Genomic DNA, 26,452 nt, shown 5'->3' with positions numbered 1-26,452 from the left:
GGCCAATCAAGGGCACCCAAACACCATTCTCAGCTTTGCGCCACAACTCGTTCCGCTTGCAAGATTTCAGACTTGGGCAACGCCATTCGAAGGCTTTCACGGTACTGCTCCGCCGGTGCTTCGTGGGCAACCTCGACAGCAGCATCGTAATTTTCTCGAATTACCGACTCGATTTCGGCAATGTCCGCACGGAAGAACTCTTTGCGCCCGTTCACCTTATTAAGGCGACCTGCCGCAAAGCGTTCGTGCAATTTCGCTTCCAAGGCTGGGGCGTTGTTCGAGAAGACCATCGCGTGGACGTCAAACCAAAACGGCACCGAGGCATCGCCCAGCTCATCGACGCGGTCCATGGGTTCCAGGCGGCGTGTCATACCGATTTTGAACACCCCTTCGCCGAACGCACCCACGTTGGAGATCACGTATACATAGCCGGCTTTGGCATTTTGTTCGCGATAGTCGATCAGCTTTTCTGCGCTTTCCAGCTCGGCACGGCTAGCTTCAACCTCCGCCAGTTTGGCTAAAAGGGTCGCCCGTTCCTCTTCTGATTCGGTTTTGTCCAAGCGCGCCTGCAGGTCACGCATTGCTGCGGTGAAGTGCTTGCGCTCCTTGGCGATCTTCTCCCGCGCTGCGCGAATTTCCTGCTCAAGCTTCTGCTGTTCTCGCAGTTCTTCTCGGGCGCGCTTGGCCTCCTCCTTCTCCTCCTGCTTCTTGATCTGAAACTCGTGGGCAAGGTGCAGCTCATCAAGTTTGAGGTTCAGGTACCGGCGCGATATTTCCACACTCATGATTTTGCCGAGGCGGTTGCAGGCTTCAAAGGATTTGAGAATTCGTTTCTCGCCCAATTCGACGTTGTCGAACTTTACGTTGTCGACGCAGCTATCCGCTTCGTTATTGAACGAGCGAATCACCAGCTTGATCATGTCGTTGACCAGCTTGCGTCCTTGCGCCTGACTGTCGTTGACCGTCCAGCCCATGTTCCCAGTTGCGGCCTCTGCGCTTTTGATCATTGCCTTCTGACGATCGCGAACACTGTCCAGTCGAGATTTGTATTCCTGGCTGGAGGTCAGCTTGAACTTGGGCTGATAAAGCGCAAAACTTTCCAGAAGCAACACTTCTTCCCAGACGAGAATCTCACCCTTCAATTCAGCGGAGCGTTGCGCGAGCGCCGCCACTTCCCGCTCAGCACTGTGGGTTTGCTGGCGGACAGCTGCAAGCTTCCCCTTCTCTTGCTCAATCAGCCCTCGAACTTCCGCGACTTCCATGGCGCCGACCGCCTTTGAGAGCGCTTCCAGCTCCGCGTAGCGCACCTGAAAGTCTACAAGCTGGCGTGCCAGATCATCCGCCCGCTGCCGATGCGCCGGGCCATTCCAATAGTCACTTAGAGGCATAGATTCCTTCCATATTCCCGAGTTGAGGGTTGCTCAGTGCTAATCAACCTGGGGGCCTTTATAACGTAATCCGGCGCAATAGGGATGGTTGACTGTGCTGTGTTGCACCGGGAGGTTGAGCACAAGGCCTGTCGATGGTTGCTTGCGCTTGGGGCTGCTTGGCCGCTTGCCGGGTCAGCACCTTGATCCCGGCGCCGATCTTGCCGCCGAGCGGAAAACGCGACGCGCTCTGGCCAAGCACAGTGGCTTGGACGCCGGAGCGGGTAATCAGAGTGGAGTGCATGGTGGTGTCCTGCATGACGGTGTAAACCTTTAAAGGTCATGCTCACACCGAATCGGTGGCGATCAACCTCCCCTCTAGCGCTTCGTTAGTGGCAAAATGACACAATCTACAACCTCACCGTTCTTGCATCACAGCGTTGGCGCCCCGTCCGCTCGCTCCACGTTTGATTTGTGCCGTACCAACTCAAGGAAGAAAAGCAATGATCAGATTAAATCGGGGGCCCGTCCCGGACATTCTAAACTCCGAGCGTGCTAACAAACTGCGAAGGCAAGCGGCAGTTTTTTTTGCCAAACCCAAAGAGCAACGTACGCAAAATCGCTTCGAGTTTCAAAAATACGCGGCGCAGTTAAATGGTGAAATCCGCAAAGCTCTCGCCGAACGCTTTCCTGGTAAGTGTGCCTATTGCGAGACACCGGTTGAGAACCCTGAGTTAGAGCTGTTTCGGCCTCGGCAGAACGCCAGCAATCTGGACGGTTCTGTTGACGATGATAGCTATTGGTGGCTTGCGCATGAGTGGTCGAACTACCTGCCCGCGTGCTTTCCCTGCAACACGTTGAAAGGATCGCGTTTCCCAGTGGACGGATTGCGTGCGGGGCCAGATTCGAAAAGCATCAGCTTGGCTGAAGAAGAAAGGCTACTGCTTGATCCTTGCGAAGATGAGCCATCGTCCTTGCTGCTTTTTCTGGAAGATGGTCGTGTAACAAGTGACGACTTTCAGGGAAAGGTGACGATCGATGTACTCGGGCTCAATCGGGAGTTATTGGTTGGCGCGCGTCGTCGCGATTTAGAAAACCTGAAGCTTGTTTTATCAGTGCAAAAAGCGGCCTTCGACACGCCGGCTTTGGTCGATGACCTCCTGAGTTCAATGATTACGGACGACAGTCCGTATGCAGGCATGCGTAGACAATTTGTAAGTGCTTGGGCGAATGAGGAAGCACCTCCTGGACCGAGAACGAACAAGCTACTCCAACAACTGCAGCACCACCGAGGTGCGGGGGCCGGCACCCTTGTTGCAAGTCTGGAGGCCATGAAGTTAGCCGCGGAACGTCTCACTATTGTTACTGAATCGATGGAGTCATTTTCCGTACTGGACGAACACATATCGACAGATTTCTACCGTAACAGCCGATTTATCGAACACTTCCAGTTGACCAACATCCGATCATGCGAAAATGTAAGCCTGCAGACCCCATTGGGGGCAGGAGGGTCAGGAACATGGTTGATGTTGCTAGGTGAAAATGGCACCGGCAAGAGCACCACGCTTCAAGCCCTTGCCTGTGCGCTGGGGGGACAGAGCGCGGTTGACGACCTCAAGCTCAAGGCGTCTGATTTGCTACGTAGCGGCTGTGAAACCGGTTCGGTGAGTGTGCAGCTGTCAAGTTTTTCCAAACCCATCGTAATGACGCTTAACGCAGCCGATAACAGCATTACCATCGACCCTCCTGAGCCTAAAGTCATGGTCTTGGGGTATGGGGCCACCCGGCTTTTGACCCGTAACGAGAGTACAACAGCGCCTCGAACATCCGTTCACATTGGCAACCTATTCGACCCGCTTGAGCGCCTAAGTAATGGACGCCCTTGGCTGTACGAGACCGGCATTGAAGAGTTTGACCGGGTGGCACGTGCATTGTCGGCCCTTTTACCACGATCTGATGGTGTGCACTTCTTTCGCCAGGGTAACGAGATTGTTGTCGAGTCCGCCGGTGTACGTGACACCCTGGAGGCACTTAGCAGCGGATATCAGGCAGTGCTCGCTTTGGCGCTAGATATCATGAGCGTGATGCGACGGGGCTGGCAGGATATGGCCTCCGCTGAAGGAATCGTGTTGATCGACGAGATTGACGCCCATCTGCATCCGCGCTGGAAGATGCGCATCATCCAACGCCTACGCGAGGTCTTCCCTCGTCTACAGTTTATTGCCACAAGCCATGAACCACTGACATTGCGGGGATTAGAACGAGATGAAGTGGTGGTGTTTAAACGCACATTGAGTGGGTCAGTGAAGATTATAACCGCCGACACCGAGGATCTGCCCTCCCCTCGAAACATGACCGTAGGGCAACTACTAACCTCCGACTTCTTCGGCTTAAACTCGGCCGAAGACCTCGAAATGGATACGCTATTTGAGGAGTATTATCGACTGCTCGCGATGAAGGAGCGAACTGCCACCGATGATTTTCGCCTTGACGAACTTCGTGAGCAACTCGAGTCCGGCCGGCAACTAGGTTTGACTGAACGTGAGCGTTTGGTATTTGAAGCCGCAGATGCATACATTGCGAAACGGATGGCCAGGCGACAAGCATTGCCGGAACAGATAAGGACCGATGCGCAAAATCTCCTGCAACAGCTTTGGGCAAATCTAGATTGGACCACTGACCCCAAGTCACCTCGAAAATTGGGAACTGACGGGGATTCATCGTTATGATCAGGGTTGAACGGGCGAACTGTCCGCCTAGCTTGAATGGGCCAGAGTCAAAAGGTAATCAAGAGCGAGTAGCCGCGATCAATGCGCAAGCAGCCGGGCAAAAAGCGAAATTCAAAGCCTACAAGGGCGCTGATGTCGTCCGCACACTGCGCGAGATGTTCAACAAAAAATGTGCCTACTGCGAGTTCAATTACGCCGCAGGGTCTCCCGAAGACATTGAGCATTTCCGGCCCAAAGGTGCCGTAGTCATCAATGGCCAGCTCAGTAAACCTGGGTATTACTGGCTAGCCGCCGAGTGGAACAACCTCCTCCCATCGTGCATTGATTGCAATCGCAAACGGGAGAAGAAATTCGCTGCATCCAATCAAGCCTCCTCTGGAAAAGCCCATCTGTTTCCCGTCGCAGATGAGACGCACCGATGGCGAAGCCACACCGTTAACAACGTGATGGAACAGCCCTTATTGCTCAATCCTTGTGATGATTACCCTGAGCATCATCTGGAATTTTTGAGTGATGGTTTGGTACGGCCAGCGACCGATGCGACCGGACAAACAAGCTTGAAAGGTGAAACGTCAATAGAGGTTTTTGGTCTGTTACGGCAAGATCTTGTTGAACAACGAGCGGCCAAACAACTCATGATCAGAACTGCGATTGAGCGCGCCTTAAGGGCCGCCGAGATAGCCTCATCGACAACCGACGCCTCGACAAAAAAGGACATGACGGCCATGTGCGAGGATTTACTGAAGGACGCTCGCACTCACTTGAGCAAACAACAACCTTATCTGGCGGCTGGCGAGGCGATATTCCGCGAATATGGTATTCCGCCCAATCCATAGCTTAGATGCTCAGAAAATCGCCCAAGCAAAATGATTGAAACCATGTGTGCCCAAGGGGTAAATCAGCTCGATAACCGTGACCGAGTGGCCGCGCCAAAAATGGCCTGCACGCTTACAACAAGCCGCACCACCCCATTCAATTCGGCCCGTCGCAGCACGTACGCTAAAAGGTCAGCCGCCTGTTGTAATCACTCACGATTGAGTACGGGCGTTTCTACGGTGACGCCTAAACGCAACGGACGATCAGGAATGCTGCTCACATGGCCACCCCTTGAGGTATTCCGATCAGGGGTGTAGCAGGAGCCATGCTCCTGTCAATCGGGCTGGAGTGAATGAGATCCAGCTGTCTCAACTTTCCGAATCATCGGACAACACAATGGCGCGTTCGGGCGCCCTCTCCTGCTCAGTGCCGCGTCGGAAGGTCTGGCAGTGCCAGGGTTCATCCGTCGTCGCAGGCCGCAGGCAAAACGACATGCGGCGTTGGCTACATCGCGCACTTGCCGCTTGATCAATGCACGCTGTTTGTCCACCACGGCGAGGGTTAGCACTTCGTGAATTCCCGGGGTCCACAGCAAGGGCATCAACGGGGCCAACTTGCTCAGCACGTCCAAATAGCGCCGTCCATTCGTAAGCGTCTGGCGAAGTCACCTTGCCCTTTCAATGGATGCCGTGCTGACCTGTGCAAGAGTTTTCCCCGTAAGCTTACGGTGTGGGGATCGCTAAAGACCATATATCATTCCAAACGACAGGCCGTCGCACCTACTCCATCGCTGATACTTAAAGGATTATATATGACAGCCGAACTGCACACAGGGGCGCGCGCCGGCTACAGCACTCTCGACTGGAACAATGGATGCGACGTTAACCTGGGCGACGTCATTCACCAGCTTCCTCAGCTCGTACTGGGCCGTTATGTGGCAATAGCGTGGTCGGATAGCGGGCGCTATGACCTTAGCGCTGCTGAGATCGCTAGCGGGTGGCAACGAGTAGGTGACTTGGCTATCAGTCCTATGATTACGGATGTCGGTCAGTTGCCGACGCCGGGCTTTGATGAGTGGTATGTCTTTGAGCGCTTACCTGATAGGGCGAGGTTAGCCAGATTTAGTAGCGCTATTGCATTTGAACCTTTCGGAGAGAGCGACAAGGTCTACGAGTTCTGGTCACAAATTGAAGATTTGCAACCAACGCACGCTCTGCTTGGCGCCTGTCCTAGCCTTTTACTGATCACTCAGGACGCAGTAATGTATGAGCGCGTATTTGCTTTCTATTTGACCTAAGGACGCCCTGAAAAAGACTTTCAACTCTTGTTAAGGCGGTTGCTTAACATACCTCGCCCCCCTGAATTGCTACTAATAGTCTGGTCAACACGCTCGCCGAACGTTTGCGGAAACGCGTCTAGCTCTGCTGAAGTAGAGCTTTCAGCGCGACGATGTATAGCCAAATCAAACCTTTTCGCCCCGCCCTAGGCCAGCGCTGCCGCCAAACGCTGGTCTCTCTGCCAAACAATATCGGTAATTGCAAACGCCTCTAACGCCTTAGAGGAGTTAATGGCTTGCTCCCTACTCAGCATACTTCCAAGGAAGTTAATACCGCCCCACCGGGAGTTAGAAGCATCTATTACCCTACAGCCTGGCCCGGTTTCACTCTGACGCCACTCCAGTGCAACGCATTGTTTGAGAGACGGATCATTGCCCGTCCCCCAGCCTCCTATGCTTACGGCCATGTCAGCGCCGAACTCGGGATGAGACGCTGTGTAGGTGCATAGGTAAACTGCGTATGCACCTTCTTGGTCATTAACGAACCCGCGAAAGGTTCTAGTTTCGTGACCACATCCGTCGCAATGTCCGATGACTTCCTCATCGCCCAGTTCTATCTCTAAAGCATTATCCATATCCATAAGTATCCTTTCTTCTAAATCATCTTGAACGTACACGGCCTGCCGAAACTGAAAGGGAATTTACCTTGCGCACATCAGGCACGCATCCACTGATGCGGCAGCAGTTGGTCAATCTCACTTGCACGCTGCGCCGGCAGGCGCGTCAGCACATCGTTGAGATACGCATACGGATCGTGTCCGTTCATGCGCTGACTGGATCAAGCTCATGATTGCTGCCGCCCGTTTACCGCTGCGTAGAGATCCGGCGAACAACCAGTTGGAGCGCCCAAGAGCCCGGCTTGATCTGGTTTTCGACTTGGTTGTTGTCTATGGGCACAGCCCCGTCGCACCAGATCACGCTGGGCCAATATCCAGTCATGCAGCGTTTTGATGATCGGGGCTGCCTTTTCCTGGCGTATTCGCCAGCGATCCTCATCGCTCATGTCCCGAGCTTGTCGTTCAACCTCGTACAAGCCGCCAATCGAGTGCAGTGCCTGTTCGGCCAGCTGGCTTTTGTTCGCCACGTGAAGATCGAAAAACTTGCGGCGCGCATGAGCCATGCAGCCAATTTCGGTCATGCCTTTCTCGAAACCGGCTTTGTAGCCAGCGAAATCGTCGCATACCAGCTTGCCGTTCCACCGCCCAAGGAAGTTGCGCGCATGGCCGCCTAGCGGTCGTACTGGCCGATGGCGACATCAGAATTCATCGATATGGCGGCGCCAGCTTACTGCTGGACTTAGCAAACGAGAGATCACGATCTGGGTTTACAGGAGGATTGGCGCCACTGCCAAACCCTCCAAATAGGCAAAGTTTCGGAACGCCTATCAAAAACCGCCTTTACCTACCCAAACCCCAGAAACACAAAAGCCCCGCATTCGCGGGGCTTTCGTTTGAATCTTGGCGGGAAACCAGGGATTCGAACCCTGGAGACGCTATTAACGTCCGCCGGTTTTCAAGACTGCGGAGTTAACGATAAAAATCAATACGTTAGCCGTATATCGTTTCCGCACTTGGAAGCTTTTTGCTGGCCTGTAAGCCCCACAGATCAAAGGGCTCATGCACAGTTGCGGAAATGATTTGCCCTCTCTCCGGCGTCCTGCCGACTCAAATCAAATACCCTATTTCATTGCCTGCTACGCTGTTCAATCTATGGAGGAACAGCTATGCCCAACTCAGACCTACTCCCTTCCCTGCTCTCAAAACTGTACGAAAACCAGCTGGCCCTTGAGGCCTCCATCATGGAGCTATCGAACTGGGTTGAGCAGCGTGGCTCCGCCGAGGTGGCTGAGAACATACGTGGCGCCCTATACACCATCGACCAGAATGAAGAGTTCATTAAGCTTACCCTGGGAGTGCTCATGGCGCCGGAGTGATCGCTACTTGCAGGCCACCGACCACAGTTGGTCGAGCTTGGTGGTGTAGCTCTGGCTCATCATTTCCCGGCGCATGCCCCAGTCTGGGTTCGTTGGCACGCTGGCAGACCGCAGCGTTCCCCTTCCCCACCTTTCATTGATCTGGTCCAGCACCGACATTACCCGCGTCGCTTCTGCCGGCTGCGAGACCGCGAACAGATCATCGGTGTACTCACCTGGCTGGCACAGGTTGAGCAACATCACTTCGGCCTTGCTGTAGTTGAAGCCTGGCCGGTAGATATGGTCGAGCGCATCGACCGCCGCCTTGGTGAGTAATCGCACATCGTCGGTTGGATACGGCATATCTACCACCACCCCGTTCGCGTACTTCGCCTCGTCCGGATTGAACATGCCAGTGCGGATGCACACGCGGACCTTTTTGCAGAGCGAGTTCTGGGCGCGGAGCTTTTCCGAAGCACGCATCATGTAGGTGGCCACGGCCTCCTTGATGGGCGCTAGGTCGGTCAACCGCTTGCCAAACATGCGGCTGCAGCAGATTTCCTGCTTGGGTGGGTCGGGCTCATCCAGTTCGAGGCAGGAGGTGCCTGCCAGTTCGCGGGCAGTCTTCTCGATCACCACACTGAATTTTTTCTGGAGTGTCCAAGGATCGGCTTTGGCCAGGTCCATTGCGGACTTAATGCCCAGGGCGTCGAGGTGGAGCTTCATTTTGCGGCCCACGCCCCACACCTCAGATACATCGGTGTTGCGCAAAACCCAATCACGCTTCACCGGGTCGGTGATGTTTACCACTCCCCCGGTTTGAGCCTGCAAGCGTTTCGCCGTATGGTTCGCAAGCTTGGCCAGGGTCTTCGTATTGGCAATGCCGACACCAACGGGAATGCCGGTGCAACGAAGTACTTGGGCACGGATCTGCCTGCCGAGCGCGTCAAGTTCACCAATCCCAGTGAGGTCGGCGAAGGCTTCGTCGATGCTGTAGATCTCTACGGCGGGCACCATGCTCTCGATCAGCGTCATGACCCGCTCACTCATGTCTCCGTACAGGGCGTAATTTGAGGAAAACGGGACAATGCCGTGTTGCTCGAGCTTGTGCTTGATCTGGAAGTACGGTTCGCCCATCTTGATGAACGGCTTCGCGTCGTAGCTCCGGGCGATGACACAGCCGTCGTTGTTGCTGAGCACCACGATAGGCGTCTTGGCTAGGTCGGGCCGAAACACTCGCTCGCAACTGGCATAGAAGCTGTTGCAGTCGATCAGCGCGAATATTGGGGGATTAGACATGGCTGCGCACGGTGCTGGTGATCACACCCCAAATTGATAGCTCGTCGCCTTCCAGCACGTAACGTGCCGGGTACTTTGGGTTTTCGGATACCAAAATCAGTTCTTTGCCACGCTTGCATAGTCGCTTGCACATAGGGTCATTGTTGAGCAACGCCACCACGATATGGCCGTGGGCCGGCTCAATGGATCGATCCACCACCGCCAGGTCACCCTCAAATATTCCGGCGCCCTGCATGCTTTCGCCGGTGATCATCACCAGGTAGACGTGCGGAGCCCTGATGTTGAGTACTTCATCCAAGGAAATATGCTGCTCGATGTGATCGGCCGCAGGGGACGGAAAACCGGCCGGTACGTGAAACGAGCAGAGAGGCAGTTTTGCGCCGCCGCTGGCAATTGGACCCAGGATGTTGAAGCTCATGGTGCTGCCTTATACAAACACTGTACGGACGTACAGTTAATATCGTATGAGGGTTTGCGGTCAATTTCGTGTAAGAGATATCTGACAGGCGGGCGCTTCAAGCTACCTCTTCGGTATAGGCGGTACTAGCTTCCTCCACCAGCGCTCGCCACTCGCCAGTGTCGATAATTCCGCGATTTTTGAGGTCGTCAGTCATGGCCAGGCGGGTCTCGTACCCGTACTCGGGCGTCCCGCTAACAAAAGCCGGGTCATCATCAAGAGCAAGCCAGGCTCTAAGCTCGCTTATCTGTCGTATATCGAAGGTCATGACGAATTGCACACGTAAAGGTCTACCGTGTAGAGATGGTCGGCAGTGAACGATTCCAGGCACCCGACGTGTGGAGAAGTATATGTGTGGCCGATTCGTGCAGTACGAGGGGATGGCGATCTATATCGAGGAGCTGAGCCCTCAGATCGAGCTTTTCAGTGGCTACGACGCAGAACCTATTAACCGGTTCAACGTCGCACCGTCGACGCGTGTGCAACTGCTGCACAGCAAAGAGGATGGGTTGCACATTGACGCTGTGCACTGGGGGTGGGCGCCCTTCTGGGCTAAAGGCAAACGGCCTGACCCGATAAATGCTCGGGTAGAAACCGTCACGACTGGTAAATTTTTCAAACAGCTTTGGCCGACTGGCCGTGCGATCGTACCTAGCGAAGGCTGGTATGAGTGGGTCAAAGACCCGGACGACCCGAAAAAGAAGCAGCCATATTTCATTCGGCTCAAAAGCAGAAAACCGATGTTCTTCGGAGCACTTGCCCAAGTACATCTAGGCCTTGACCCGCACGAAGGTGACGGTTTCGTCATCATCACTGCTGCCAGCGATCAGGGCATGGTTGATATTCACGACCGCCGCCCATTGGTTCTTACTCCGGAGCACGCCAACGAATGGCTTGATCCTGATATTTCGCCTGCACGCGCGGAAGAAATCGCAAAGGACCTATGCCAGCCCACTGAAGAGTTTGAGTGGTTCCCTGTTAGCAAGGCTGTGGGCAACTTTAGGAACCAGGGCTCAGAGCTTATTGAACTGGATCTATCCGCTGAAAAACCACATGACGAACACGACAGCGGTCACCCAACCAAGGGTAAGTAGAAATGAAAGACCTGCAAGCCGCTTGTCCATAGTGCTCTGTCCAAATCCAAACGCCCCCCATACGACAGCATATCTAGAGAGTCCTGCCATGTGCTGTGCTTGTAAATGCTCGCTTTTAGCATGGCACGCCCCGGACGTGCCGTAGCCAAAAAATTGTTGAACCGCACATAGCGAGCGCACACTAAATTACTTAGCGCGCAATTATTTAGCACATCTATCATTCCAATACATTTTTTTGCATACCTCGTTTCAGGTATATGCCTGCAAGCTGCAGCTGGAAGTCACTGTGCCGCATGAAAATGCTGCCTGCGTTCGTGATCCTTGAAATTACGTGGAAATGCCACGCTACTAAATCCGGCCCTCGGAGGCCTAAATGAAATTGAGATCCTTGAGTATCGCGCGGCGAGCTTTCGTCTGTTTTGGCTTAATCACATTCCTACTGATCAGCTTGGCGGGCTTCTCTTATCTGCAAATTGATCGGCTACGCGCTACAGAACAGGCCATTGAGCAAAACTCCCTTCCAAGCATTCAGGTCATTGACGATATTCAGATCGCCCTCCTCCACGCCCGTCTTGAAAGTATCCGCATGCTCTCAAGTACCACGGCAGAGGTGCATGATTTCTCGCTGTCAAAGGTCGAAGAAGCTATACAGACACTTCAGGTGAAGACTGATTTCTATCGTGCACATTTGATGTCTGGAGAGCAGGACGAAATCCAGTTCGCGAAGGCCAACCAGGCTATGAATGCTTACGTCGACGGCCTCAAAAAAGTAATCGCTTTGGATTCATCTGATCATGATCAGGCTGTGAATTTTGCCAACACAGAGCAGGCACAAAGAGCTACGGCCTATCAAGAACAGCTGGCACTACTGCGAGAGCAAAATGCACGCCAGGCCGTGGTGTCTGGAGTAGACGCGACCGAGGTCTACAACCATAGCGTAAGAGTCCTGGTAGCAGTGCTGATCGTTGCATTTGTCTTAACCATAGCACTGGCGATCTTGTTCACTAGGAGCATCGTAAGTCCAATCAGTTCATCACTTAAATTGGCGGAAAAGATCGCTGCTGGCGACCTTACCCACGATCTTGATGTAACAGGTTCAGATGAAGCTTCGCGATTGATGCATGCGCTGAATCTTATGCAGAAAAATTTGCGACACACAATTTTAGAAATCTCGGGAGCTTCAACCCAACTGAGTACCGCGGCCGTCGAAATGACCTCGATCACTGAAAGCGCTGATCGCACACTTCAGCAGCAAAATAGCGAAATCGAGCAAGCTGCTACCGCGGTAAATGAAATGAGTGCGGCTGTTGAAGAGGTTGCACGTAACGCCAACTCCACATCTGAAGCAGCGATGCAATCAAGCATATCTGCAGATCTCGGCAATCAAAAAGTCACTGAGACCTTGAAAGCGATGCGCGGCTTGACAGGCTTGGTTGAGGTGTCATCAGATCAGGTGAAAGAGCTCGCAGACCAGGCTCAAGACATTAGTAAAGTTCTGAGCGTGATCAGGGCGATTGCTGAGCAAACCAACCTACTCGCTTTGAACGCCGCAATAGAAGCGGCTCGTGCAGGAGAACAGGGTCGCGGTTTCGCAGTAGTGGCAGATGAAGTTCGTGCGCTGGCACACCGAACGCAAACATCGACGCAAGAAATTGAACAGATGATATCCACGATTCAAGCAGGCTCTTCTGCCGCGGTCGAATCTATGCAAAAGAGTACATCCGAGGTCTACAGCACGCGAGATACTGCAGAACAAGCGGGCCAGTCGCTGCGGCAAATTATTGATTCCGTGCTCGAAATTAACGATCGGAATATCCAAATTGCAACAGCATCCGAGGAACAAGCTCACGTCGCGCGGGATGTTGATCGTAGCCTGATAAGCATCCGCGACCTTGCAGTGCAGAGTAGTGAAGGCACCCGCCAGACGCTTACAGCGAGCAACGAGCTTTCTCGCTTGGCCGTTAACCTAAACGATTTGGTTCTTCGATTCAGGACGTAGTAAGTCGGCCAACCGCAATTTTCGGTTGGTAGAAGGATCTCTCAGACGCCAATGCCGCGCGCCCAATCAAATACAGCACAGGTGGAATATGAATAAGCCCGAAATCAGCTTGCACTCTGTGCTGAATTTAGACGAGCGTTCAGCGTTGGCTGAGATTGAAGCTATCACTAGCATTTTAAAGCTTGTAACACGCCTGACCCGAATGCGATTTGCCGGGATCGCGAAGTTCACCGAAACAGACTGGGTCGTCTGCTCAGCTTACGACCCGATGCATATGGGGATAGAGGCTGGTGATACGCTAGAGCTGGAAATCACGCTTTGCAGCGAGCTCCGCAGAGATCCTAAGGCACTTTTTATTCCTAAAATCAGCGAAGACGGCAGATATTCAAGTCGTGCGGTGGTTAAACGGTATGCGATAGAAAGCTATGCAGGTGTTCCCATCTTCCTTCCCGATGGGCAGCTTTATGGGGCTCTATGCGCGCTAGATTCGTGCTCGATATTATTTGAAGACCCGGAGTTGGAAGAGACGTTAGCTTTATTTGCAACGTTGATCGGATGCGTTTTTTTCACTACCCCCCGCTGCTGAATGAATCCGAATAATATGCCTTATCTCACATTCGAATTTTTGAGTTTCAATATGAGTGTTTGATAGCTCGGACGTAATCTTGGCATGCTCGTAACGCTATCAAGCCGTTATCACCTTCATCAGTTATGGCGATAATTCGTTGAGCATGCGCTGGGTCAAGTTGGGCTCGACGGACTGCATGAACCACGCCGACGGCGCCGGGGGTGGAAGGCACGTTGCAGCCACTGGCTGGATCCTCGGCAAGGAGGACTGACAGCCGGACATCAGCAGTAGCAAGCTGGTCACGCAGGCGAGCCTGGTTGCGCTGAGCATCGGATAATTCCTTGGTGTGTTGTTGGTCCTGGCCGGAGAGCTTGTGCTCTAGGGCCAGCCGTTTGTCTTGCTCGGCGCGGGCCTGGGCAAAGGCAGCATTGCTGATGGCTGCCAAATCATCCTTGTGCAGGCCCGCCTGCTCGGCGAGCTTCTTGCCCATGCGCCAGGCCTGAACCTGCCAGGCGCCGCCGGCTGCCCCAACCATCAACACCAGGACCAGCACCACCAGACCGGTCAGCTTCTGCCAAGAAGTCATGCCAGCGCCCGTCGCACACCTTCAGCCAGTACCGCGTCAGGGTACGCGTAGCCTGCGTTCTCGTGATGGATGATCGCCTTCACGAAACCAGCCATAACCGCCGGCTGGGCCAGGTCCACCTCAGCGCCTGGCCGAGTGCCGGTGTTCACCTCAACAGCGCGCACGTATGCCGCAGCGTCGTTTTCCACCGAAGGCGCCCAACGGTTGATGATCGCCTTCACGGTCTTCAGTCCATGCTTGCGCTGGTATGTCAGCAGGAGCTTGCCCAGGGCGCGGATACCGTTCTCCGGTGTATCGAATCGCGCGAAGCGTTTCTCAATAGAAGGGTCTGGCGCGAGCTGGCCTTGCCATTGATTGGCCGGGTTGTAGTCGATGTTGCCGGGGTTTCGGTTGCGCACCCCGCGAGTTTCGGTATTCGGCATACTTTTCTCCAGGCAAAAAAATACCCGCTCATGGCGGGTGATGGTGTTCAGTTACAGGTCACGTAGGCGCTGTGGGCCGCTTGGTACTGTCGGGGAAGTCAGGGTTGGTATCGGTCCACTTCAACAAAGCCAGCCAGTATTTTTGCCATTGTTGAGCGGTGCCGGGGACGCCGTCCTCGCCGTATTCGATGGCAGTTACAGTCTCTTGTGCCTTGGGCATTTGGGTTTCGCGCCAAGCCATTTCAATTGATGCCTGTTTGGCATCAAGAGTGGTTTGTGTGATCAACCAAGTGCCATCGGCCTGCGCGCTATAGTCGGCGGCTGATTCGTCATCGGGGCGGGCGGAAATCATAAGGGCGTAACCCGCTGGAACCGTGCCATTTTCAGTTAAATCGAATACCTGTTCGTTACTGCCTATAAGCGCGTAAACTTTCATCCTTTAACCCTCCATACTAAAACTCTTGCGGGGATACCCCCAGCTACGTTTCCGCTGTTTTTTGGCCGAGAACCCCCATCATAGTTCCCCCCTACGGCCAACGCTGCAACGCCAGTCTGTACAATAATAGTACCTGTATCTTGCTGAGTAGCTCTAACACCGTAATTATCGGTAGCAGAAGAGGGGGTCCCTAACCAGCCTGTTTCCTCCCATATTCCTGAAACTAGAATTTGCGCCCGAAGAATAACCGGATAATTTGGAAACGGGTTTGTGATTGAATATCGGCTATTAACGGCAACGTTTCCAGGTGACGCGGCATTACCCCCGCCCGGGTAAAGATAGGTAAAGTCCACTAGAGAGGCGTTTAACTTAGCATCGAGGGCCGCCTGCAAGTCAGTTTGCGCGGAAAGCGTACCCGTGAGTGCGCCCCAGGCTAGGGGAACCCATATTCCTGCCGCACTTAATACTTTCAGGCGATCAGCAACTGAGGCAACTGGAACTAGCCCTTTTACACTAGGAGTTGTCGATGTGGCGCCGACCATGGGTGAGATGCCCTGACGTAACTTGTCGAAGCCGTCAGCGCTGATTGCAAGCAACGACGTAATATCGTTATTGTTGCCGCTTGCTGCCTTACCTTCAGTGACCTCCTCAGCTCGATCTGCTGAATCCTTCGCAGCAGTAGCTGAAGCGGCGGCCGCCTGCTCCGATTGGATGATGGAGTCCCTTGCAGTCTCAGCACGATCGGCGGCAGTGCCGGATGCCTGGGCGGATGATCCGCTTTGTTGTGCAGCTAGTTGCGCGGCGTTCTTGTTTTCGCTTGAGGAATTCGCAGCGGCAGTTGCGATTCCCGCCTGTTCTGTCGCTATGCTCTTGGACTGCTCGGCTGATTCAGCAGCCTCGGTCGCGACCGCGACCTGCTCCTGCATGTCCGCAACACCGCTTGCAATAACCTGGGTGGCTGCGCGCAAGGCGTCGGCAGAATCCTTGACGTAACCCTGCATCGGCGCGAGCGAATAGCCGCCGGCAGCCACCGCCCCCCCTTGGTAGTTGGGCGCAATCGACAGCGCCGTGTCGCTGGCGATGTTGATGACTTCATACCATTCGCCATCTGGCCCACGGAACGCATCGCCTACACGTGCGTTGCGAATGAACCCCGTGCCGGTGCCGATCACGGCGTTGCTGCCGGGCGTCACGACAACTGTTCCTGTTTTGTACCAGGTCATTAAATTCCCCTATGAAATGGGCTTGGCGAAAACCACGGGCGTGTAAAGCGTGGTTTGAATGTCCACGCCGATAACTTGCATAACTAATCTATTGTTTCCGTAGTCCCAAACTGCATACATATTTCCTTGTCGAGATGTGCCGCCTGCGACATCCATTGCAATATTATTTAGCAACATAAAATCGCCAGTATTTAAAGGAGTGCTAGCAGTCCAGCTCAGCCTGTAGACACCCTGGCTCGTCTGCTCTGAGCCGAGATAACTCCAGCTTGATATGGTTCTGGTAAACTGAGCGCAGGGTGTGCCGGTATCAAACAGCAACCTTGTTCCACCATCCCAAAGTCGAAGCCCATACTTAGCCAGAGGTGAAGATTGGAAGGCTGCACAAAACCAACCTCCCGAAGTGCCAACTCCCGCAATGCCTGTGAAAGAGAAACCCGTCCACGCTCCCGGACTACCAGAAATCTTGCAGAAGCAAAGCGTGTTCGACTGGCTTGGCCTTACAAAAACGAGTGGCGGCTCAGCCGAGGTGATCGTAAAAGGAAACCCCACACCAGCGCCTCCCGTGCCGCTGTACGATCCTTTTGCCAACACAACTAGCCTTGAAAATTCAGAGTCGAGAGTTACCACATTGCTACTGTTCACATACGTCAGGCCGTAAGTCATCACCTATTCCTCATAACTAAGAGTCTTTGAGGTGTGAGTACTCCGAGCGGCCCGTTTGTATTCGGCTGACCAAAGAAGACCGTTACCCCCCCTGACCCGACGATTGGTGTGTACTGAATGGCTGTAGCACTTTGCCCATCAGTTCGATAGTCAGTTATCGGAACGCAGACAGCGGAGTGCGTAGAAGGTCCAACACCGCTAATAGGTATAAACACCGACCTTCCTTGACCTCCGCCACTCTGAATAACGGCCGAGTAAACGACCATGACAGTGAAAGAGTTCTCGTCTAACTCAAGGGCACCAGTGGCCCCCCATGTTCTGAGCCCTCCAATCATGCTGTCAGATCTCCAAGTTGCACCCGCTTTACACCATTTTCGTCGTAGACCTTGATGGCCCGATTGGTCATCGTCAGACGGCCACCACCAGGTGACGGCCCGTTGAACTCCAAGTTGCCCGCTTTATCCAGTCGCCACCCCTGAACGCCGGCAATGTAGTTGTCGGATTGAAGGGCTTGACCGATCTTGAGCATGCTTATGCTGCCGTCCTGAATGAACGCCGAACGCATGAATACCTGGCCGTTATCCACCGCGAAAGGTGTGAAAACCTCCCCGCCTGCCAGCGTGCTGACAATCGCGAAACGATCAGCGCTCACCAAGAACTGACTCCGAAGAACACCCTCTTCGTCCTGCTCGATACCCAGGCCAAACCCGGCAGCGACCAGTTGGCCGTCGGCGTTGACCTGCATCTTCACGGAGTACATCGTGGAGAGCTTGCCGTCGGTGTCCGCCTGGGCCTGGCTCACGGTCTGGATGTCTGCCGAATTGTCGTCAATTTTCACGCCGATCTGCTGGATCGCCTGAGCGGTCGCTTCACGGTCGCTGACTACCACGCTTTCGAGCTCGGTTACGGTGCCGGCGACATCACCCACCGAAGCGGTGAGCTCGGTCTGCCGCTGCACCATGGCCGCATTCTGCGAGGCGCGCGTCTTCACTTCCTGCGCGAAGCTCGCCGAAGCGTTGTAGCCCTGAAGCGCGTCCGCGAGATCGCCCTCGCCGGTGTCATCCCTGTAGGCCGACTGCAAAGCCTGTAGGCTCGACGCGGCCGCCGTGACCACGCCGTCCAATTCGGTAATGCTGGTGGTGTTGATCTCGACCTGACGCGCCAGGCCATTGGCGGTGACCAGCACCTGGCCGACGTCCACCCAGTAGTCCGCGTTCGGCGGCGAGGTATCCACCGGTACCAACTGCGTGGCCTGGTAGATCCGCTTGCCGACCACCACCTGGTCGCCCTCGAGGTAGGGCTGCTCAGGGTCGTAGGCCGAAAGCCCGTCGAGCGCGTCAATCTGTGCCTGAAGGCCAGGAATTTTGTCGATCTCGTCGGTGATGTCCTTGCCCAGCTCAGTACGCCCAATCTGCCCGGCGATCAACTCCAGCACCGGCGCAGCGTCCGCGCTGGCCATACCCATCACGCCGTTGCCGACGGGATAGAACGGCCCGACGTTGCCGGTGCGGTCCACCAGCCGAGCCCAGAAGAAGAACTTCGCGCCAGCCGCAAGTGACTGCATGCGGTAATCGGACTGCGGGTAGGTCAGGTCTGTGAGCTTTGTGGCCGCTCCCAGGTCATTTGCCGGCCCATACCAAAACTCCGTCCGCTGGGTATCTTCTGCACCTGGTGGAAAACCAACTTTCAAACCGATGCCGAAGAGTTCGCTGGTGGTGGACAGGAATGCCACCGCCGGCGGCAAGCCGACCTTCCCTTCCAGGTTGGTCAGGTTGGAGCTCTTCCAGATCGAGGAGATCTCGAAGGCGCTCACCGACCGAACCCGGGCCAGGTAGGCGCCCGAGTAAATTCCGGTGACGTCAACGCTTGTCGCGCCCGTGCGCTGCAATTTGATCCAGTTGCCGCTGTCCCTGCGCCACTCCACGTCATACGCGACCGCGCCAGCCACGGCAGGCCATGAGATATTCATGGTGCTGATCGCCAAGCCCTGATCCACGGAATAGTTCGACGTGATGTCGACGCTTGCCGGAGCCGGTACCACGGTGATAGGCACAACGCTGATTGGCCGCTCTTCCAGCCGGGCCCCGGTGTCGATGTGATCGAACTTGCTTGGGTCGTACTGCACGGCCGATATCTCGAAAACGCCAGGCTCTGGCCGCGCCACGCTCACTACGCGGTACAACGGTATTGCCAGATCGTCGGCGTCGAGCGCCCATACCAGTTCGCGCTCAGGCGGCACGGAATAAGCCACGGTCACGGTGACCTGTCGGCCGCTGACCAGTTGCACGGTACGGCCCTCACACTTGCCGTCTGGCAGGTTAAGGATCAGGCGGTCGCCGGGCTTGGCCTGGGTATCGCGGTCTAGGGTGATGACCTTGCCGCTCACCGACGAGATGCGCCCGCCCACCGGACGCCCCGCCAGCAGCTCGTCGGCGATCGGGATCACGTAGCCCGGAAGCGGGATGCGGCCGTCCAGGCCGACCTTGAAATTGACAGCCCGGTCCTTCGAGTTCGTGAGCAGCGCCCACTTACCGCGGCGCTGGGCCTCTGACTCTCGGTCGCAACCAATTGCGCTGATCTCCAGCGGGTTGTCGCCATAGCGCCGCTGGAGCTTGGCATCGGTAACAGCAGTGACATCGGTGTCGTAGTTGTTCAGCGGGTTGTCGTAGCTGACCAGCGCGCGGCTGTATCGGGTGCGCTCCGACGCGCTGGAGTAAGTGAGCTTGCCATCGATCACGTTCGCTCGGGTGTAGGCGAAGTCAAAGTCGGTGGCGCGCGGCATGTCCGACAGGGTGAATACCTGGCCCTGGGCCCAGTAGGTCATGCCGCGGTAAATCGCCGAGATATCGCGCAGCAGCGACCAGGCGTCAGCCTTGCTCTGCAGGTTCAAGTTGCAGAGGAATCGCGGTTCCATGCCGCCTTTGCCGTCCGGTACCAGTTGGTCGCAATACTGCGAGATGCGGTACAGCTCCCACTTGTCCACCATCCACGGTTTGATACGACGGCCAAGGCCGAAACGGTCGTTCGTGGTGATACCGTAAGTGTGCCAAACGGGGTTGTCGGTCCAGGCCTCTTTGAACGTTCCGTCCCAGATGCCCGTATAGGTGCGCGATCTAGTGTCATAGTTGCTCGGCACCTGCCATTTCCGACCATCACATTCGATCGTCACCGCGGGGATGCTGCGGAACTGCTCAGCAGAAAACTCGATGTAAAGCAGCGCGGTGTTCGGGTACCGAATCTTCGCGTCGATCACCTCGGTGAAGCCGGCAATCTGCATGGTGTCGGAGATTTTATTGTTGTTCTGGTTTGCAGTCAGTCGAGTGATGCGCAGCAGCCACCCGGTTGTCGCGCGCGGCAGATTGATGCGGCGGGTTCGCTCGTACAGGCTGGTGGTCTTGCCGGACACTGCCTCGTTCAAAACCTCCTGGTAAGTCCCCCCATCAGTTGCCAGCTCGACCTTATAGCCGATCGCATAACCGTTGATGTTGCCGCCGGCGTCCACAGATTGGAGCGCAGGCCAGGCAAAGCGCACACGTACAGCCGATAGCTGGGTATTGGTGATCGCTCGAACCCACGGCGTGCCGCTGCGCAGCTCGGTGCTGATGGTTGTTTCGTTCTCGACCGATGGGATGCCCTGGATATAGGTCTGGTCCACGGCCCCGCTGCGCCACTCCCATTTCACGTTCGGGAAGTTCATGTTTCCCTGCGGGTCTTGCAGCGGCGTGTTGTCGAGAAAGATGTCCTTCGCGGTAGGTGCACCGTCAAACTCGCCCTCACCTACGGCAATAAGCATTTTCGCAATCGCAACGGAGCGCAGGCTGTCTGGTGCCTCGGTTGGGGTTTTAGGCTTCTCGGAACCGCCCTTGGCGCCATAAACATCGATCTTGCGTGCTGCGCCCATGCTTTTCTCCAGGCATAAAAAAACCGCCTCTTGGGCGGTGTGTGGTTTAAAACTGCGAACGCTAAAGAATCTTGTCCCAAGGGATGTTCCCAGCCAGATATCCGACTGCGACTATCATCCCTAGCATGCAGAGCAGAACGAACCGCCAAGCAGGCATTTTCATTGCCATCACTCGTACCTCTCGTATGATTTTGCTAATATCCAATCAAGTTCTCCTCTTGGTCCTAACAAGGGGTTGAAATAAAAACCCCCGGCACGTTGCGAGCGTCCGGGGGTTTTGCTTTTCTGGGCCGGCGATCTTTCGATCATCAGCGCCTCAGGGTGTCGGTTTCCCGACTATTTGTTATCCCTCCACGTGAGGGTTAAGCCTTCTCTCCATGGTAATTGGCAATTTCCACTCTCGCTGAGCGACCTATCCTGTTCTTGTGGGGGTTTTTGTAGCTTATCGGTGCCCTATTACCTACGCTCGAGGCGCTACCTGTTGTCGGAAGGGCTTACCCCCTATAAACGCCTGTTACCGCAATAGTGAGGGTTTTATCTCTCTACCATTATATGCGGCTTCAAAAGCGCTCCTTCCGGATGCCGGGTTCACATTTGGTCTTCGGCATAAATCGCGGCACTGATTATCGCACCACCCCATCGCCGGCGGCCTGCACACAGCGAGACAGGATTGCCGGAGGCCGTGGTGTTCTTGGCGCTGCCGAAGGCGTAGCCGGGGGTGTTCTCGGGCGCGGCGCTGGTCTTGAGGCCGCCGGCCTGGGGGCTGAGCATTTGGATCACGCCGCCGGCGACAAGGCCAATACCAGCGCCGATGAGAGGAGTACCGAAAGGCGTTGCCGAGAAAATCACACCCACGACAATCAAAATCGCTCCGACAATGGTTTGAAGAACACCTCCGCGCTTGCTACCAACCACGACGGGGGCGATACGGATATCACCGGTACCGTTATAGCTCAGCTCTTTTTCGCCGATGTTGCGCTTATCGCGGAAGACTGCGAACTCAAGCCCCCGCGGTTTAGCATTTGAAAGAAAACGCTCAAACCCGGGGATCTGCACGCAAAGGGCCTTGATAGCTTCCGCCGGAGACTTAACTGCAAGTCGGAACGACTTCCCGAATTGCCGAAGTTGCCCGTGTAGCCGAATAGTCGTCATGGGTTGGTAGTTGATTGCAGGGGCTTGCATTGCTTTCTCCGGGCGTAAAAAAACCGCCAGAAGGCGGTTTGGATGGTTTGGTTTCAGTTGTACTCGACGTATGGTCCGATGTAGAAGCCCGACATATCCCCGCTGATCCTGTAGAGGCTTTCCTTGCCGGGCTGCACCGTCGCCGCAATGGTCCGGATTGCAGCGCCTGCACACAAACCAGAGCCAGCCAGACCAGTGCCGAGATTGGGGGAGCCTGGCGGAAGGTAGAATGTAGCCCGCTGGCCGGTGCCGATTTTTGCAGCCCTTCGTCCGTAGACATAAACAACGATGTCGCACCCCGAGCCGACCGCGCCGGAGTCGCGCACCACCGTAATTTTTCCGCTCTCACCTGATGGCTTGGACTGAAATGCATATAGCTCATCCGCAGGCACCGGCTTCGCATCACGTACTGAAATCGCCGTGGATGCACAACCCGCCAGCACCATCACCGCTACCGCAGCTATCAAAATCCGCATTTCGTTCCCTCTTTGATTTCTCAGGACTTTATCACCTAAAAAGGGGCAAAAACGAAAGCCTCGCATATGCGTGGCTCTTAGGGTTCAGAGGAGGTTAATCGGCCTCCAGACAAACCACAGTTTTATCTAGCCTCGCAAATAGGGCGTATTGGAATGCAGTCCTATTGCAATGATTGCCCACCAGATGAACGTCAAACCCTCGCTAAACCTTTTAGAGAGCCAACTCAATTGCTAAGCCACTTGTGTAGCGAACCTACCCACCGCATCAACCACTCGCTTGGCGCCATCTTGAATTTCAACAATAACCTGGCCTGCCTGAGTGGCAAGTTCAAGGCCTTGCTCGGCTTGAGATTTGCTATTTGCCATCTCTGCGACGGTTTCATCTACCAGTTTCTGGTTTTGCAGCACAACTGAAGCGATTTCTTCGGTAGCTGTGCTGGTTCTTCCAGCTAGCTGTCGGACCTCATCAGCCACAACGGCAAAGCCTCGACCTTGCTCGCCTGCACGAGCTGCTTCAATCGCTGCGTTTAAAGCCAAAAGATTTGTTTGCTGGGCGATGCTGCTGATTGTTTGAATAATTGAGCTGATCAACAGTGACTGCTTGCCAAGCGCCTCCACTCCCCCGGAGGCGGCCTGCATATCAACGGCGATTTTACGCATCGTATGCATAGTGTCGTTAACTACGACGGCTCCTCGTTGAGCGCTTACATCTGTTTGCTGCGATATTTCGAATGCAGTTTGGGCTGCACCACTGACTTCTTGCTCACGGGCGACCTGATCAGTTACCACCGTCGCAAACTTTACCACCTTGCGAAGGTTTCCCTCAGTGTCGTATACCGGGTTGTAGGTTGCTTCCAGCCAAACGGTTTGGCCTCGGCTATCAATACGTTCAAATCGACCAGCGACAAACTCTCCTCTGTTCAACGTCAACCAAAAGTCCTTGTACTCCTGGGAGGAAGCCTGCTCTGGCTTACAGAAAATACGGTGATGACTCCCTATCGCTTGCCCAAGGTTGTAACCCATCGCTTGTAAAAACTGGTCATTTGCCATGAGCACATGCCCAGAAAGATCAAACTCAATTACGGCTGTTGAACGGAGTAACGCTTCAATGAAGGACGCATTTTCTGAAGCTTTCTCCACGCGAGAGGTAATGTTCGTCGCGTAGCAAGCAACGTGACTCAACTGGCCGTTCGGATCCATGACTGGCTGCCAATGTGCGTGAATCCACACCAACGACCCATCAGCGTGAAGGTACCTGTAATCGTCGGTGATAGACTTGCCCGCAGCAACTGCGGCTCGGAAGTTATGAAAGCACGGCAGCTTCGAAACGTACTGCGGAACAATATCTGCCATGGCTCGACCCAAAAGTCGGTCCGGGGCATAGCCCAACGCAGCTCCAAAGTTTTCGTTGCATGCCGTAATTTTAAACGTCGAGTCGATACTTAGCGTCAACATTTCACGGTTCAAGCCATCGCGTAGCTGGCGCAGCTCAAACAGTTCGCTTTCTTGTGATTGAAGCTGCTTTTTAAGCCTAGCGTTGAACATACGAAATAGCCTCTTGGGTCGTACCTACTCTATCGGCATGTCATTGCGCAAATTAAGGGTATCTGATGATAAAAAATGTAGCCGCCTATGACGGACTGAGCAAATAGGGTGCTTCGTCCATAAGTCCATAAGATGCGCAACACGATCTCTTCCCCCCTTAGTAGACGGGCCTCTTAATTGCTTTGAGCATCTTTGTGTCTAAGAATCAGACGAGTTCGGTCATACCAGGGACCGCCATAGACGAGGATCTCGGAGGGGCGACCGTATAGGTGGTGCAGAAGAAACGGACCTGGTCCGAACGTGCCTGACTCTTCACCAGGTAGCGACGAATCAGCGCCCAGATAGATCCCAGCGTGATTCGGGTGAACCGTTCGGCCGACATGCATAACTATCAGGTCACCGCGCTGCGGTTGATCGACGCGCACAAAGCCGGCGGCCTCGTAATGCTGCTCGTAAAGGCTGGCGTTATCCGCACTCTCCCACCAGCCATCGGCGCGCTGGAAGGCTTCAAACTCAATCCCCCACTCCCGCTGATACCAGTCAGCGCAAACCTGCCAACAGTCCCAGGCGCCGTGCACGAACGGGCGCTTAAGCAACGCCGTGCTGCCGGTTGGCGTGATCGTGCGTAGGTCGCCCTCGGGCCAGCTCAGGATGTGCCAGGGCAAGGCCGTGGCCTCACACATGGCCAGGTCGTGCGGTGACGGCCTGCTGGTGGCGTCCGGGTGCGAGTGGACAATGCCGATCACTTCGCCCAAGTCTTCCGCTGCCGCGTAGTCCTCGGGGTCGAGCCGGAATTCTTCGCTCGGCTCCATGGCAATGTTGCGGCAGGGGAAGTACTTCTTCGCTTTGCCAATGGCGAGCAACAGGCCGCAGCACTCGCGCGGATACTCCGCCGCCGCGTGCGCCTGGATGGCTGAGACGATATTTTTTCGCATTTTTAGCGCCCACTAAAAAGGGCGCCGTAGCGCCCTTGGTTAAACTATTTTTCTTGAATGGTCTACGGGAGTGGATAGAGCCCGTTCGGGCTCCCAGCCTCCCCGTAATCTGCCGCGAATTGCATAACGTCCGATGCCAGTCTTCTCCACCCATTCAGCCAAGCTGAGGGTTTGGCCGAATGCGGTGATCATATGGCTATTGCGACGATTTCTGTTCTGCTGCTCTGCAGTTGCCCAGCGGCAATTTTCCAAATAATACCCATCATCGTTGTCACGACGGTCAAGGGTCATGCCGTCCGGCCTATCACCCATGTCAAAAACGAACAGATTGAAGTCAGACCACCTATCGCAGACGGAGATGCCCCTCGCGCCATACTTCGGATAATCGACATACCCGGGGTCTGAGCAACGGTAATGCATGCAAATCCAAGTATGGTAAAGAGGGTGGTCGCTGTAACCATGAATTCTGCCAGTGTTAGAAGCGACCTCCTTCTGTAAGCAGCCGCAAGACTTTGATGCCCCAGATGTCAGGCTGTAGAGAAGAACCGAAGCCTCTTTTCCGCAGTCGCAGCGGCACAAAAAATATCGCCGTCCACCTCTGCTTTCGTTCTCTTGGATTACGGTCCATCGAACAAATTGACTACCCGAAAGATCTTTCAAGCTCTTCATGATTAACCCCTGCACCTGAAAGAAAAGCAGCAGCCCGAATCAATGACCTCCGTGCCGTAGAACTAAGGCCCTATTGTATCAACTTCGAGCGATCAAGCTCACAGCTGGGAACCCCCCAAATGGGAGTTCTTCGTGCTCCCCGAATCTCACCTTACAACCAGTCGAAAGGCATCCATCGCAGTCGTCCTTTGCTGGGTCGTCCGTGAGGTTTCCATCAATGTCACGGTATGGGCCGATGTATCCACAATCAGGGCCTCTATATCCACCTGTCATGCTCCAATGGCACAGCGTCGTCATCTGCCGGCCAGGCAGCCCGTGGTTATCGATTTCACCAGGAGAAGACAGCTCCCAGACTACTGCCTCGCCGTCCTCGCTGGTTTTCTGGTCGATGTACCAAATCTCCAGCGCCTCCTGAGTAGGGTCAGCAGTTGGGTTTCCGTCAGGGTAGTTCGCAGCGTCCAGGTACTGGGCCAGCGTCTCACGGACCGTCAGCTTGAACTTCAGCATGTCCTCAAAGGCCAGGCACAACGCCGTGACGCGCCCGTTGACGTTGCCGGCGGCGAAAGTCGGCCGAGAGGCGGTGCCGTCGCTGCTCGAGGAAATACCCTCAATCTGCACCGGCCAGGCCGCGTACTCCTCGCCTTGCCAGATGATCGACTTGGCGGGCAGGTCCTCTTCCGAGCCCTCATAGGCCAGCAATTCCTCTGGCGTATGCGGAATGGCGTGACCGTGGAAGCGAAGGTAATCGGCGCCGTATTCCGTCCCGTCAATTTCAAACAGGCGAATCTCGCCGCCGGGCTCCAGTTTCTGGATGTCCGTGATCAGTGCCATGGGCGG

The 26,452-nt window shown here is 55.0% G+C and carries 22 protein-coding genes and 3 pseudogenes; 7 read left to right on the top strand and 18 right to left on the bottom strand.

Annotated features, from left to right (window positions below; translation table 11 throughout):
* Positions 1-29: 29 nt before the first annotated feature.
* Together ACP7BX_RS15300 and ACP7BX_RS15295 are read right to left on the bottom strand one after the other, a co-directional pair.
* On the bottom strand, positions 30-1,388 hold the full coding sequence (locus ACP7BX_RS15300) for a DUF4041 domain-containing protein (RefSeq protein WP_426161285.1): 1,359 nt from the start codon (positions 1,386-1,388) through the stop codon (positions 30-32).
* A gap of 58 nt (positions 1,389-1,446) precedes the next feature.
* Positions 1,447-1,686: a hypothetical protein gene (locus tag ACP7BX_RS15295; protein ID WP_426161286.1), complete on the bottom strand. Its 240-nt coding sequence runs from the start codon at positions 1,684-1,686 to the stop codon at positions 1,447-1,449.
* A 184-nt stretch (positions 1,687-1,870) separates the two neighbouring features.
* Here ACP7BX_RS15295 and ACP7BX_RS15290 point away from each other — a divergent pair, with 184 nt between their 5' ends.
* From ACP7BX_RS15290 to ACP7BX_RS15280, 3 genes are all read left to right on the top strand, one after another.
* Positions 1,871-4,096 carry an AAA family ATPase gene (locus tag ACP7BX_RS15290; protein WP_426161287.1) on the top strand — a complete coding sequence of 742 codons (2,226 nt, stop codon included), beginning with the start codon at positions 1,871-1,873 and terminating at the stop codon, positions 4,094-4,096.
* Positions 4,093-4,932 (top strand): retron system putative HNH endonuclease, encoded by an 840-nt coding sequence (locus tag ACP7BX_RS15285; RefSeq protein WP_426161288.1) that lies wholly within the window; start codon positions 4,093-4,095, stop codon positions 4,930-4,932. The genes ACP7BX_RS15290 and ACP7BX_RS15285 overlap by 4 nt, the downstream gene beginning before the upstream one ends.
* Positions 4,933-5,723: 791 nt before the next feature.
* The gene (locus tag ACP7BX_RS15280) at positions 5,724-6,209 is read left to right on the top strand and encodes a hypothetical protein (RefSeq protein ID WP_426161289.1); all 486 of its coding nucleotides are present in this window, start codon (positions 5,724-5,726) and stop codon (positions 6,207-6,209) included.
* A 694-nt stretch (positions 6,210-6,903) separates the two neighbouring features.
* Here ACP7BX_RS15280 and ACP7BX_RS15275 read toward each other — a convergent pair.
* Positions 6,904-7,476, bottom strand: a pseudogene (locus tag ACP7BX_RS15275) (IS66 family transposase); the annotation flags it as partial.
* Between the two features lie 495 nt (positions 7,477-7,971).
* On the opposite strand from ACP7BX_RS15275, the gene ACP7BX_RS15270 reads away from it, so the two are divergent.
* Positions 7,972-8,181: a hypothetical protein gene (locus ACP7BX_RS15270; RefSeq protein ID WP_426161290.1), complete on the top strand. Its 210-nt coding sequence runs from the start codon at positions 7,972-7,974 to the stop codon at positions 8,179-8,181.
* A gap of 3 nt (positions 8,182-8,184) precedes the next feature.
* Here ACP7BX_RS15270 and umuC read toward each other — a convergent pair whose 3' ends face one another.
* The 3 genes from umuC to ACP7BX_RS15255 form a co-directional block, all read right to left on the bottom strand.
* Entirely contained in the window at positions 8,185-9,459 is a 1,275-nt protein-coding gene (gene umuC, locus ACP7BX_RS15265) for a translesion error-prone DNA polymerase V subunit UmuC (protein WP_426161291.1), read from the bottom strand.
* Entirely contained in the window at positions 9,452-9,877 is a 426-nt protein-coding gene (locus tag ACP7BX_RS15260; protein WP_426161292.1) for a LexA family protein, read from the bottom strand. The genes umuC and ACP7BX_RS15260 overlap by 8 nt, the downstream gene beginning before the upstream one ends.
* Before the next feature lie 97 nt (positions 9,878-9,974).
* The gene (locus ACP7BX_RS15255) at positions 9,975-10,184 is read right to left on the bottom strand and encodes a hypothetical protein (RefSeq protein ID WP_426161293.1); all 210 of its coding nucleotides are present in this window, start codon (positions 10,182-10,184) and stop codon (positions 9,975-9,977) included.
* Positions 10,185-10,266: 82 nt separating this feature from the next.
* On the opposite strand from ACP7BX_RS15255, the gene ACP7BX_RS15250 reads away from it, so the two are divergent.
* From ACP7BX_RS15250 to ACP7BX_RS15240, 3 genes are all read left to right on the top strand, one after another.
* Positions 10,267-11,010: an SOS response-associated peptidase family protein gene (locus ACP7BX_RS15250; protein ID WP_426161294.1), complete on the top strand. Its 744-nt coding sequence runs from the start codon at positions 10,267-10,269 to the stop codon at positions 11,008-11,010.
* A 373-nt stretch (positions 11,011-11,383) separates the two neighbouring features.
* A complete protein-coding gene (locus tag ACP7BX_RS15245; protein ID WP_426160461.1) occupies positions 11,384-13,009 on the top strand; it encodes a methyl-accepting chemotaxis protein in 1,626 nt (541 codons plus the stop codon).
* 88 nt (positions 13,010-13,097) lie between these two features.
* Positions 13,098-13,595 carry a GAF domain-containing protein gene (locus tag ACP7BX_RS15240; RefSeq protein ID WP_068936677.1) on the top strand — a complete coding sequence of 166 codons (498 nt, stop codon included), beginning with the start codon at positions 13,098-13,100 and terminating at the stop codon, positions 13,593-13,595.
* A gap of 46 nt (positions 13,596-13,641) precedes the next feature.
* On the opposite strand, the gene ACP7BX_RS15235 is transcribed toward ACP7BX_RS15240, so the two are convergent.
* The 12 genes and pseudogenes from ACP7BX_RS15235 to ACP7BX_RS15180 form a co-directional block, all read right to left on the bottom strand.
* Positions 13,642-14,163: a lysis system i-spanin subunit Rz gene (locus ACP7BX_RS15235; RefSeq protein WP_426160462.1), complete on the bottom strand. Its 522-nt coding sequence runs from the start codon at positions 14,161-14,163 to the stop codon at positions 13,642-13,644.
* Entirely contained in the window at positions 14,160-14,585 is a 426-nt protein-coding gene (locus ACP7BX_RS15230) for a structural protein (RefSeq protein ID WP_426160463.1), read from the bottom strand. Before ACP7BX_RS15230 ends, ACP7BX_RS15235 begins: the two co-directional genes overlap by 4 nt.
* Before the next feature lie 58 nt (positions 14,586-14,643).
* Positions 14,644-15,021, bottom strand: a complete 378-nt coding sequence (locus tag ACP7BX_RS15225; protein ID WP_426160464.1) for a hypothetical protein — start codon at positions 15,019-15,021, stop codon at positions 14,644-14,646.
* The gene (locus tag ACP7BX_RS15220) at positions 15,018-16,244 is read right to left on the bottom strand and encodes a hypothetical protein (RefSeq protein WP_426160465.1); all 1,227 of its coding nucleotides are present in this window, start codon (positions 16,242-16,244) and stop codon (positions 15,018-15,020) included. Before ACP7BX_RS15220 ends, ACP7BX_RS15225 begins: the two co-directional genes overlap by 4 nt.
* Positions 16,245-16,253: 9 nt before the next feature.
* Positions 16,254-16,907 (bottom strand): hypothetical protein, encoded by a 654-nt coding sequence (locus ACP7BX_RS15215; protein WP_426160466.1) that lies wholly within the window; start codon positions 16,905-16,907, stop codon positions 16,254-16,256.
* A 331-nt stretch (positions 16,908-17,238) separates the two neighbouring features.
* Entirely contained in the window at positions 17,239-20,808 is a 3,570-nt protein-coding gene (locus ACP7BX_RS15210) for a host specificity protein J (protein ID WP_426161295.1), read from the bottom strand.
* A gap of 588 nt (positions 20,809-21,396) precedes the next feature.
* Positions 21,397-21,990, bottom strand: coding sequence for a tail assembly protein (locus ACP7BX_RS15205; RefSeq protein WP_426160469.1), 594 nt, complete (start codon positions 21,988-21,990; stop codon positions 21,397-21,399).
* A 53-nt stretch (positions 21,991-22,043) separates the two neighbouring features.
* Complete coding sequence (locus ACP7BX_RS15200; RefSeq protein WP_426160541.1) at positions 22,044-22,466, bottom strand: hypothetical protein; 423 nt, start codon at positions 22,464-22,466, stop codon at positions 22,044-22,046.
* Between the two features lie 231 nt (positions 22,467-22,697).
* Positions 22,698-23,132: pseudogene (locus ACP7BX_RS15195) on the bottom strand (methyl-accepting chemotaxis protein); the annotation flags it as partial.
* Positions 23,133-23,234: 102 nt separating this feature from the next.
* Positions 23,235-23,921, bottom strand: a pseudogene (locus ACP7BX_RS15190) (PAS domain-containing protein); the annotation flags it as partial.
* Between the two features lie 263 nt (positions 23,922-24,184).
* The gene (locus ACP7BX_RS15185) at positions 24,185-24,946 is read right to left on the bottom strand and encodes a C40 family peptidase (RefSeq protein WP_426160470.1); all 762 of its coding nucleotides are present in this window, start codon (positions 24,944-24,946) and stop codon (positions 24,185-24,187) included.
* A gap of 747 nt (positions 24,947-25,693) precedes the next feature.
* Complete coding sequence (locus ACP7BX_RS15180) at positions 25,694-26,446, bottom strand: phage minor tail protein L (protein WP_426161296.1); 753 nt, start codon at positions 26,444-26,446, stop codon at positions 25,694-25,696.
* Between the last annotated feature and the right edge of the window lie 6 nt (positions 26,447-26,452).

It is taken from the genome of Pseudomonas sp. DWP3-1-3b3 (assembly GCF_049896305.1).
In the GTDB taxonomy this organism is placed as follows: domain Bacteria; phylum Pseudomonadota; class Gammaproteobacteria; order Pseudomonadales; family Pseudomonadaceae; genus Aquipseudomonas; species Aquipseudomonas azotoformans_A.
The sequence above is the reverse complement of the archived record's forward strand: the minus strand, read 5'-3'. Positions and strand labels throughout refer to the sequence as shown.

What these genes read in the sequence shown, in the direction of transcription:
- ACP7BX_RS15300 (WP_426161285.1), bottom strand. Translation starts at nt 1,388, where the DNA reads ATGCCTCTAAGTGACTATTGGAATGGCCCGGCGCATCGGCAGCGGGCG.
- ACP7BX_RS15295 (WP_426161286.1), bottom strand. Translation starts at nt 1,686, where the DNA reads ATGCAGGACACCACCATGCACTCCACTCTGATTACCCGCTCCGGCGTC.
- ACP7BX_RS15290 (WP_426161287.1), top strand. Translation starts at nt 1,871, where the DNA reads ATGATCAGATTAAATCGGGGGCCCGTCCCGGACATTCTAAACTCCGAG.
- ACP7BX_RS15285 (WP_426161288.1), top strand. Translation starts at nt 4,093, where the DNA reads ATGATCAGGGTTGAACGGGCGAACTGTCCGCCTAGCTTGAATGGGCCA.
- ACP7BX_RS15280 (WP_426161289.1), top strand. Translation starts at nt 5,724, where the DNA reads ATGACAGCCGAACTGCACACAGGGGCGCGCGCCGGCTACAGCACTCTC.
- ACP7BX_RS15270 (WP_426161290.1), top strand. Translation starts at nt 7,972, where the DNA reads ATGCCCAACTCAGACCTACTCCCTTCCCTGCTCTCAAAACTGTACGAA.
- umuC (WP_426161291.1), bottom strand. Translation starts at nt 9,459, where the DNA reads ATGTCTAATCCCCCAATATTCGCGCTGATCGACTGCAACAGCTTCTAT.
- ACP7BX_RS15260 (WP_426161292.1), bottom strand. Translation starts at nt 9,877, where the DNA reads ATGAGCTTCAACATCCTGGGTCCAATTGCCAGCGGCGGCGCAAAACTG.
- ACP7BX_RS15255 (WP_426161293.1), bottom strand. Translation starts at nt 10,184, where the DNA reads ATGACCTTCGATATACGACAGATAAGCGAGCTTAGAGCCTGGCTTGCT.
- ACP7BX_RS15250 (WP_426161294.1), top strand. Translation starts at nt 10,267, where the DNA reads ATGTGTGGCCGATTCGTGCAGTACGAGGGGATGGCGATCTATATCGAG.
- ACP7BX_RS15245 (WP_426160461.1), top strand. Translation starts at nt 11,384, where the DNA reads ATGAAATTGAGATCCTTGAGTATCGCGCGGCGAGCTTTCGTCTGTTTT.
- ACP7BX_RS15240 (WP_068936677.1), top strand. Translation starts at nt 13,098, where the DNA reads ATGAATAAGCCCGAAATCAGCTTGCACTCTGTGCTGAATTTAGACGAG.
- ACP7BX_RS15235 (WP_426160462.1), bottom strand. Translation starts at nt 14,163, where the DNA reads ATGACTTCTTGGCAGAAGCTGACCGGTCTGGTGGTGCTGGTCCTGGTG.
- ACP7BX_RS15230 (WP_426160463.1), bottom strand. Translation starts at nt 14,585, where the DNA reads ATGCCGAATACCGAAACTCGCGGGGTGCGCAACCGAAACCCCGGCAAC.
- ACP7BX_RS15225 (WP_426160464.1), bottom strand. Translation starts at nt 15,021, where the DNA reads ATGAAAGTTTACGCGCTTATAGGCAGTAACGAACAGGTATTCGATTTA.
- ACP7BX_RS15220 (WP_426160465.1), bottom strand. Translation starts at nt 16,244, where the DNA reads ATGACCTGGTACAAAACAGGAACAGTTGTCGTGACGCCCGGCAGCAAC.
- ACP7BX_RS15215 (WP_426160466.1), bottom strand. Translation starts at nt 16,907, where the DNA reads ATGACTTACGGCCTGACGTATGTGAACAGTAGCAATGTGGTAACTCTC.
- ACP7BX_RS15210 (WP_426161295.1), bottom strand. Translation starts at nt 20,808, where the DNA reads ATGGGCGCAGCACGCAAGATCGATGTTTATGGCGCCAAGGGCGGTTCC.
- ACP7BX_RS15205 (WP_426160469.1), bottom strand. Translation starts at nt 21,990, where the DNA reads ATGCAAGCCCCTGCAATCAACTACCAACCCATGACGACTATTCGGCTA.
- ACP7BX_RS15200 (WP_426160541.1), bottom strand. Translation starts at nt 22,466, where the DNA reads ATGCGGATTTTGATAGCTGCGGTAGCGGTGATGGTGCTGGCGGGTTGT.
- ACP7BX_RS15185 (WP_426160470.1), bottom strand. Translation starts at nt 24,946, where the DNA reads ATGCGAAAAAATATCGTCTCAGCCATCCAGGCGCACGCGGCGGCGGAG.
- ACP7BX_RS15180 (WP_426161296.1), bottom strand. Translation starts at nt 26,446, where the DNA reads ATGGCACTGATCACGGACATCCAGAAACTGGAGCCCGGCGGCGAGATT.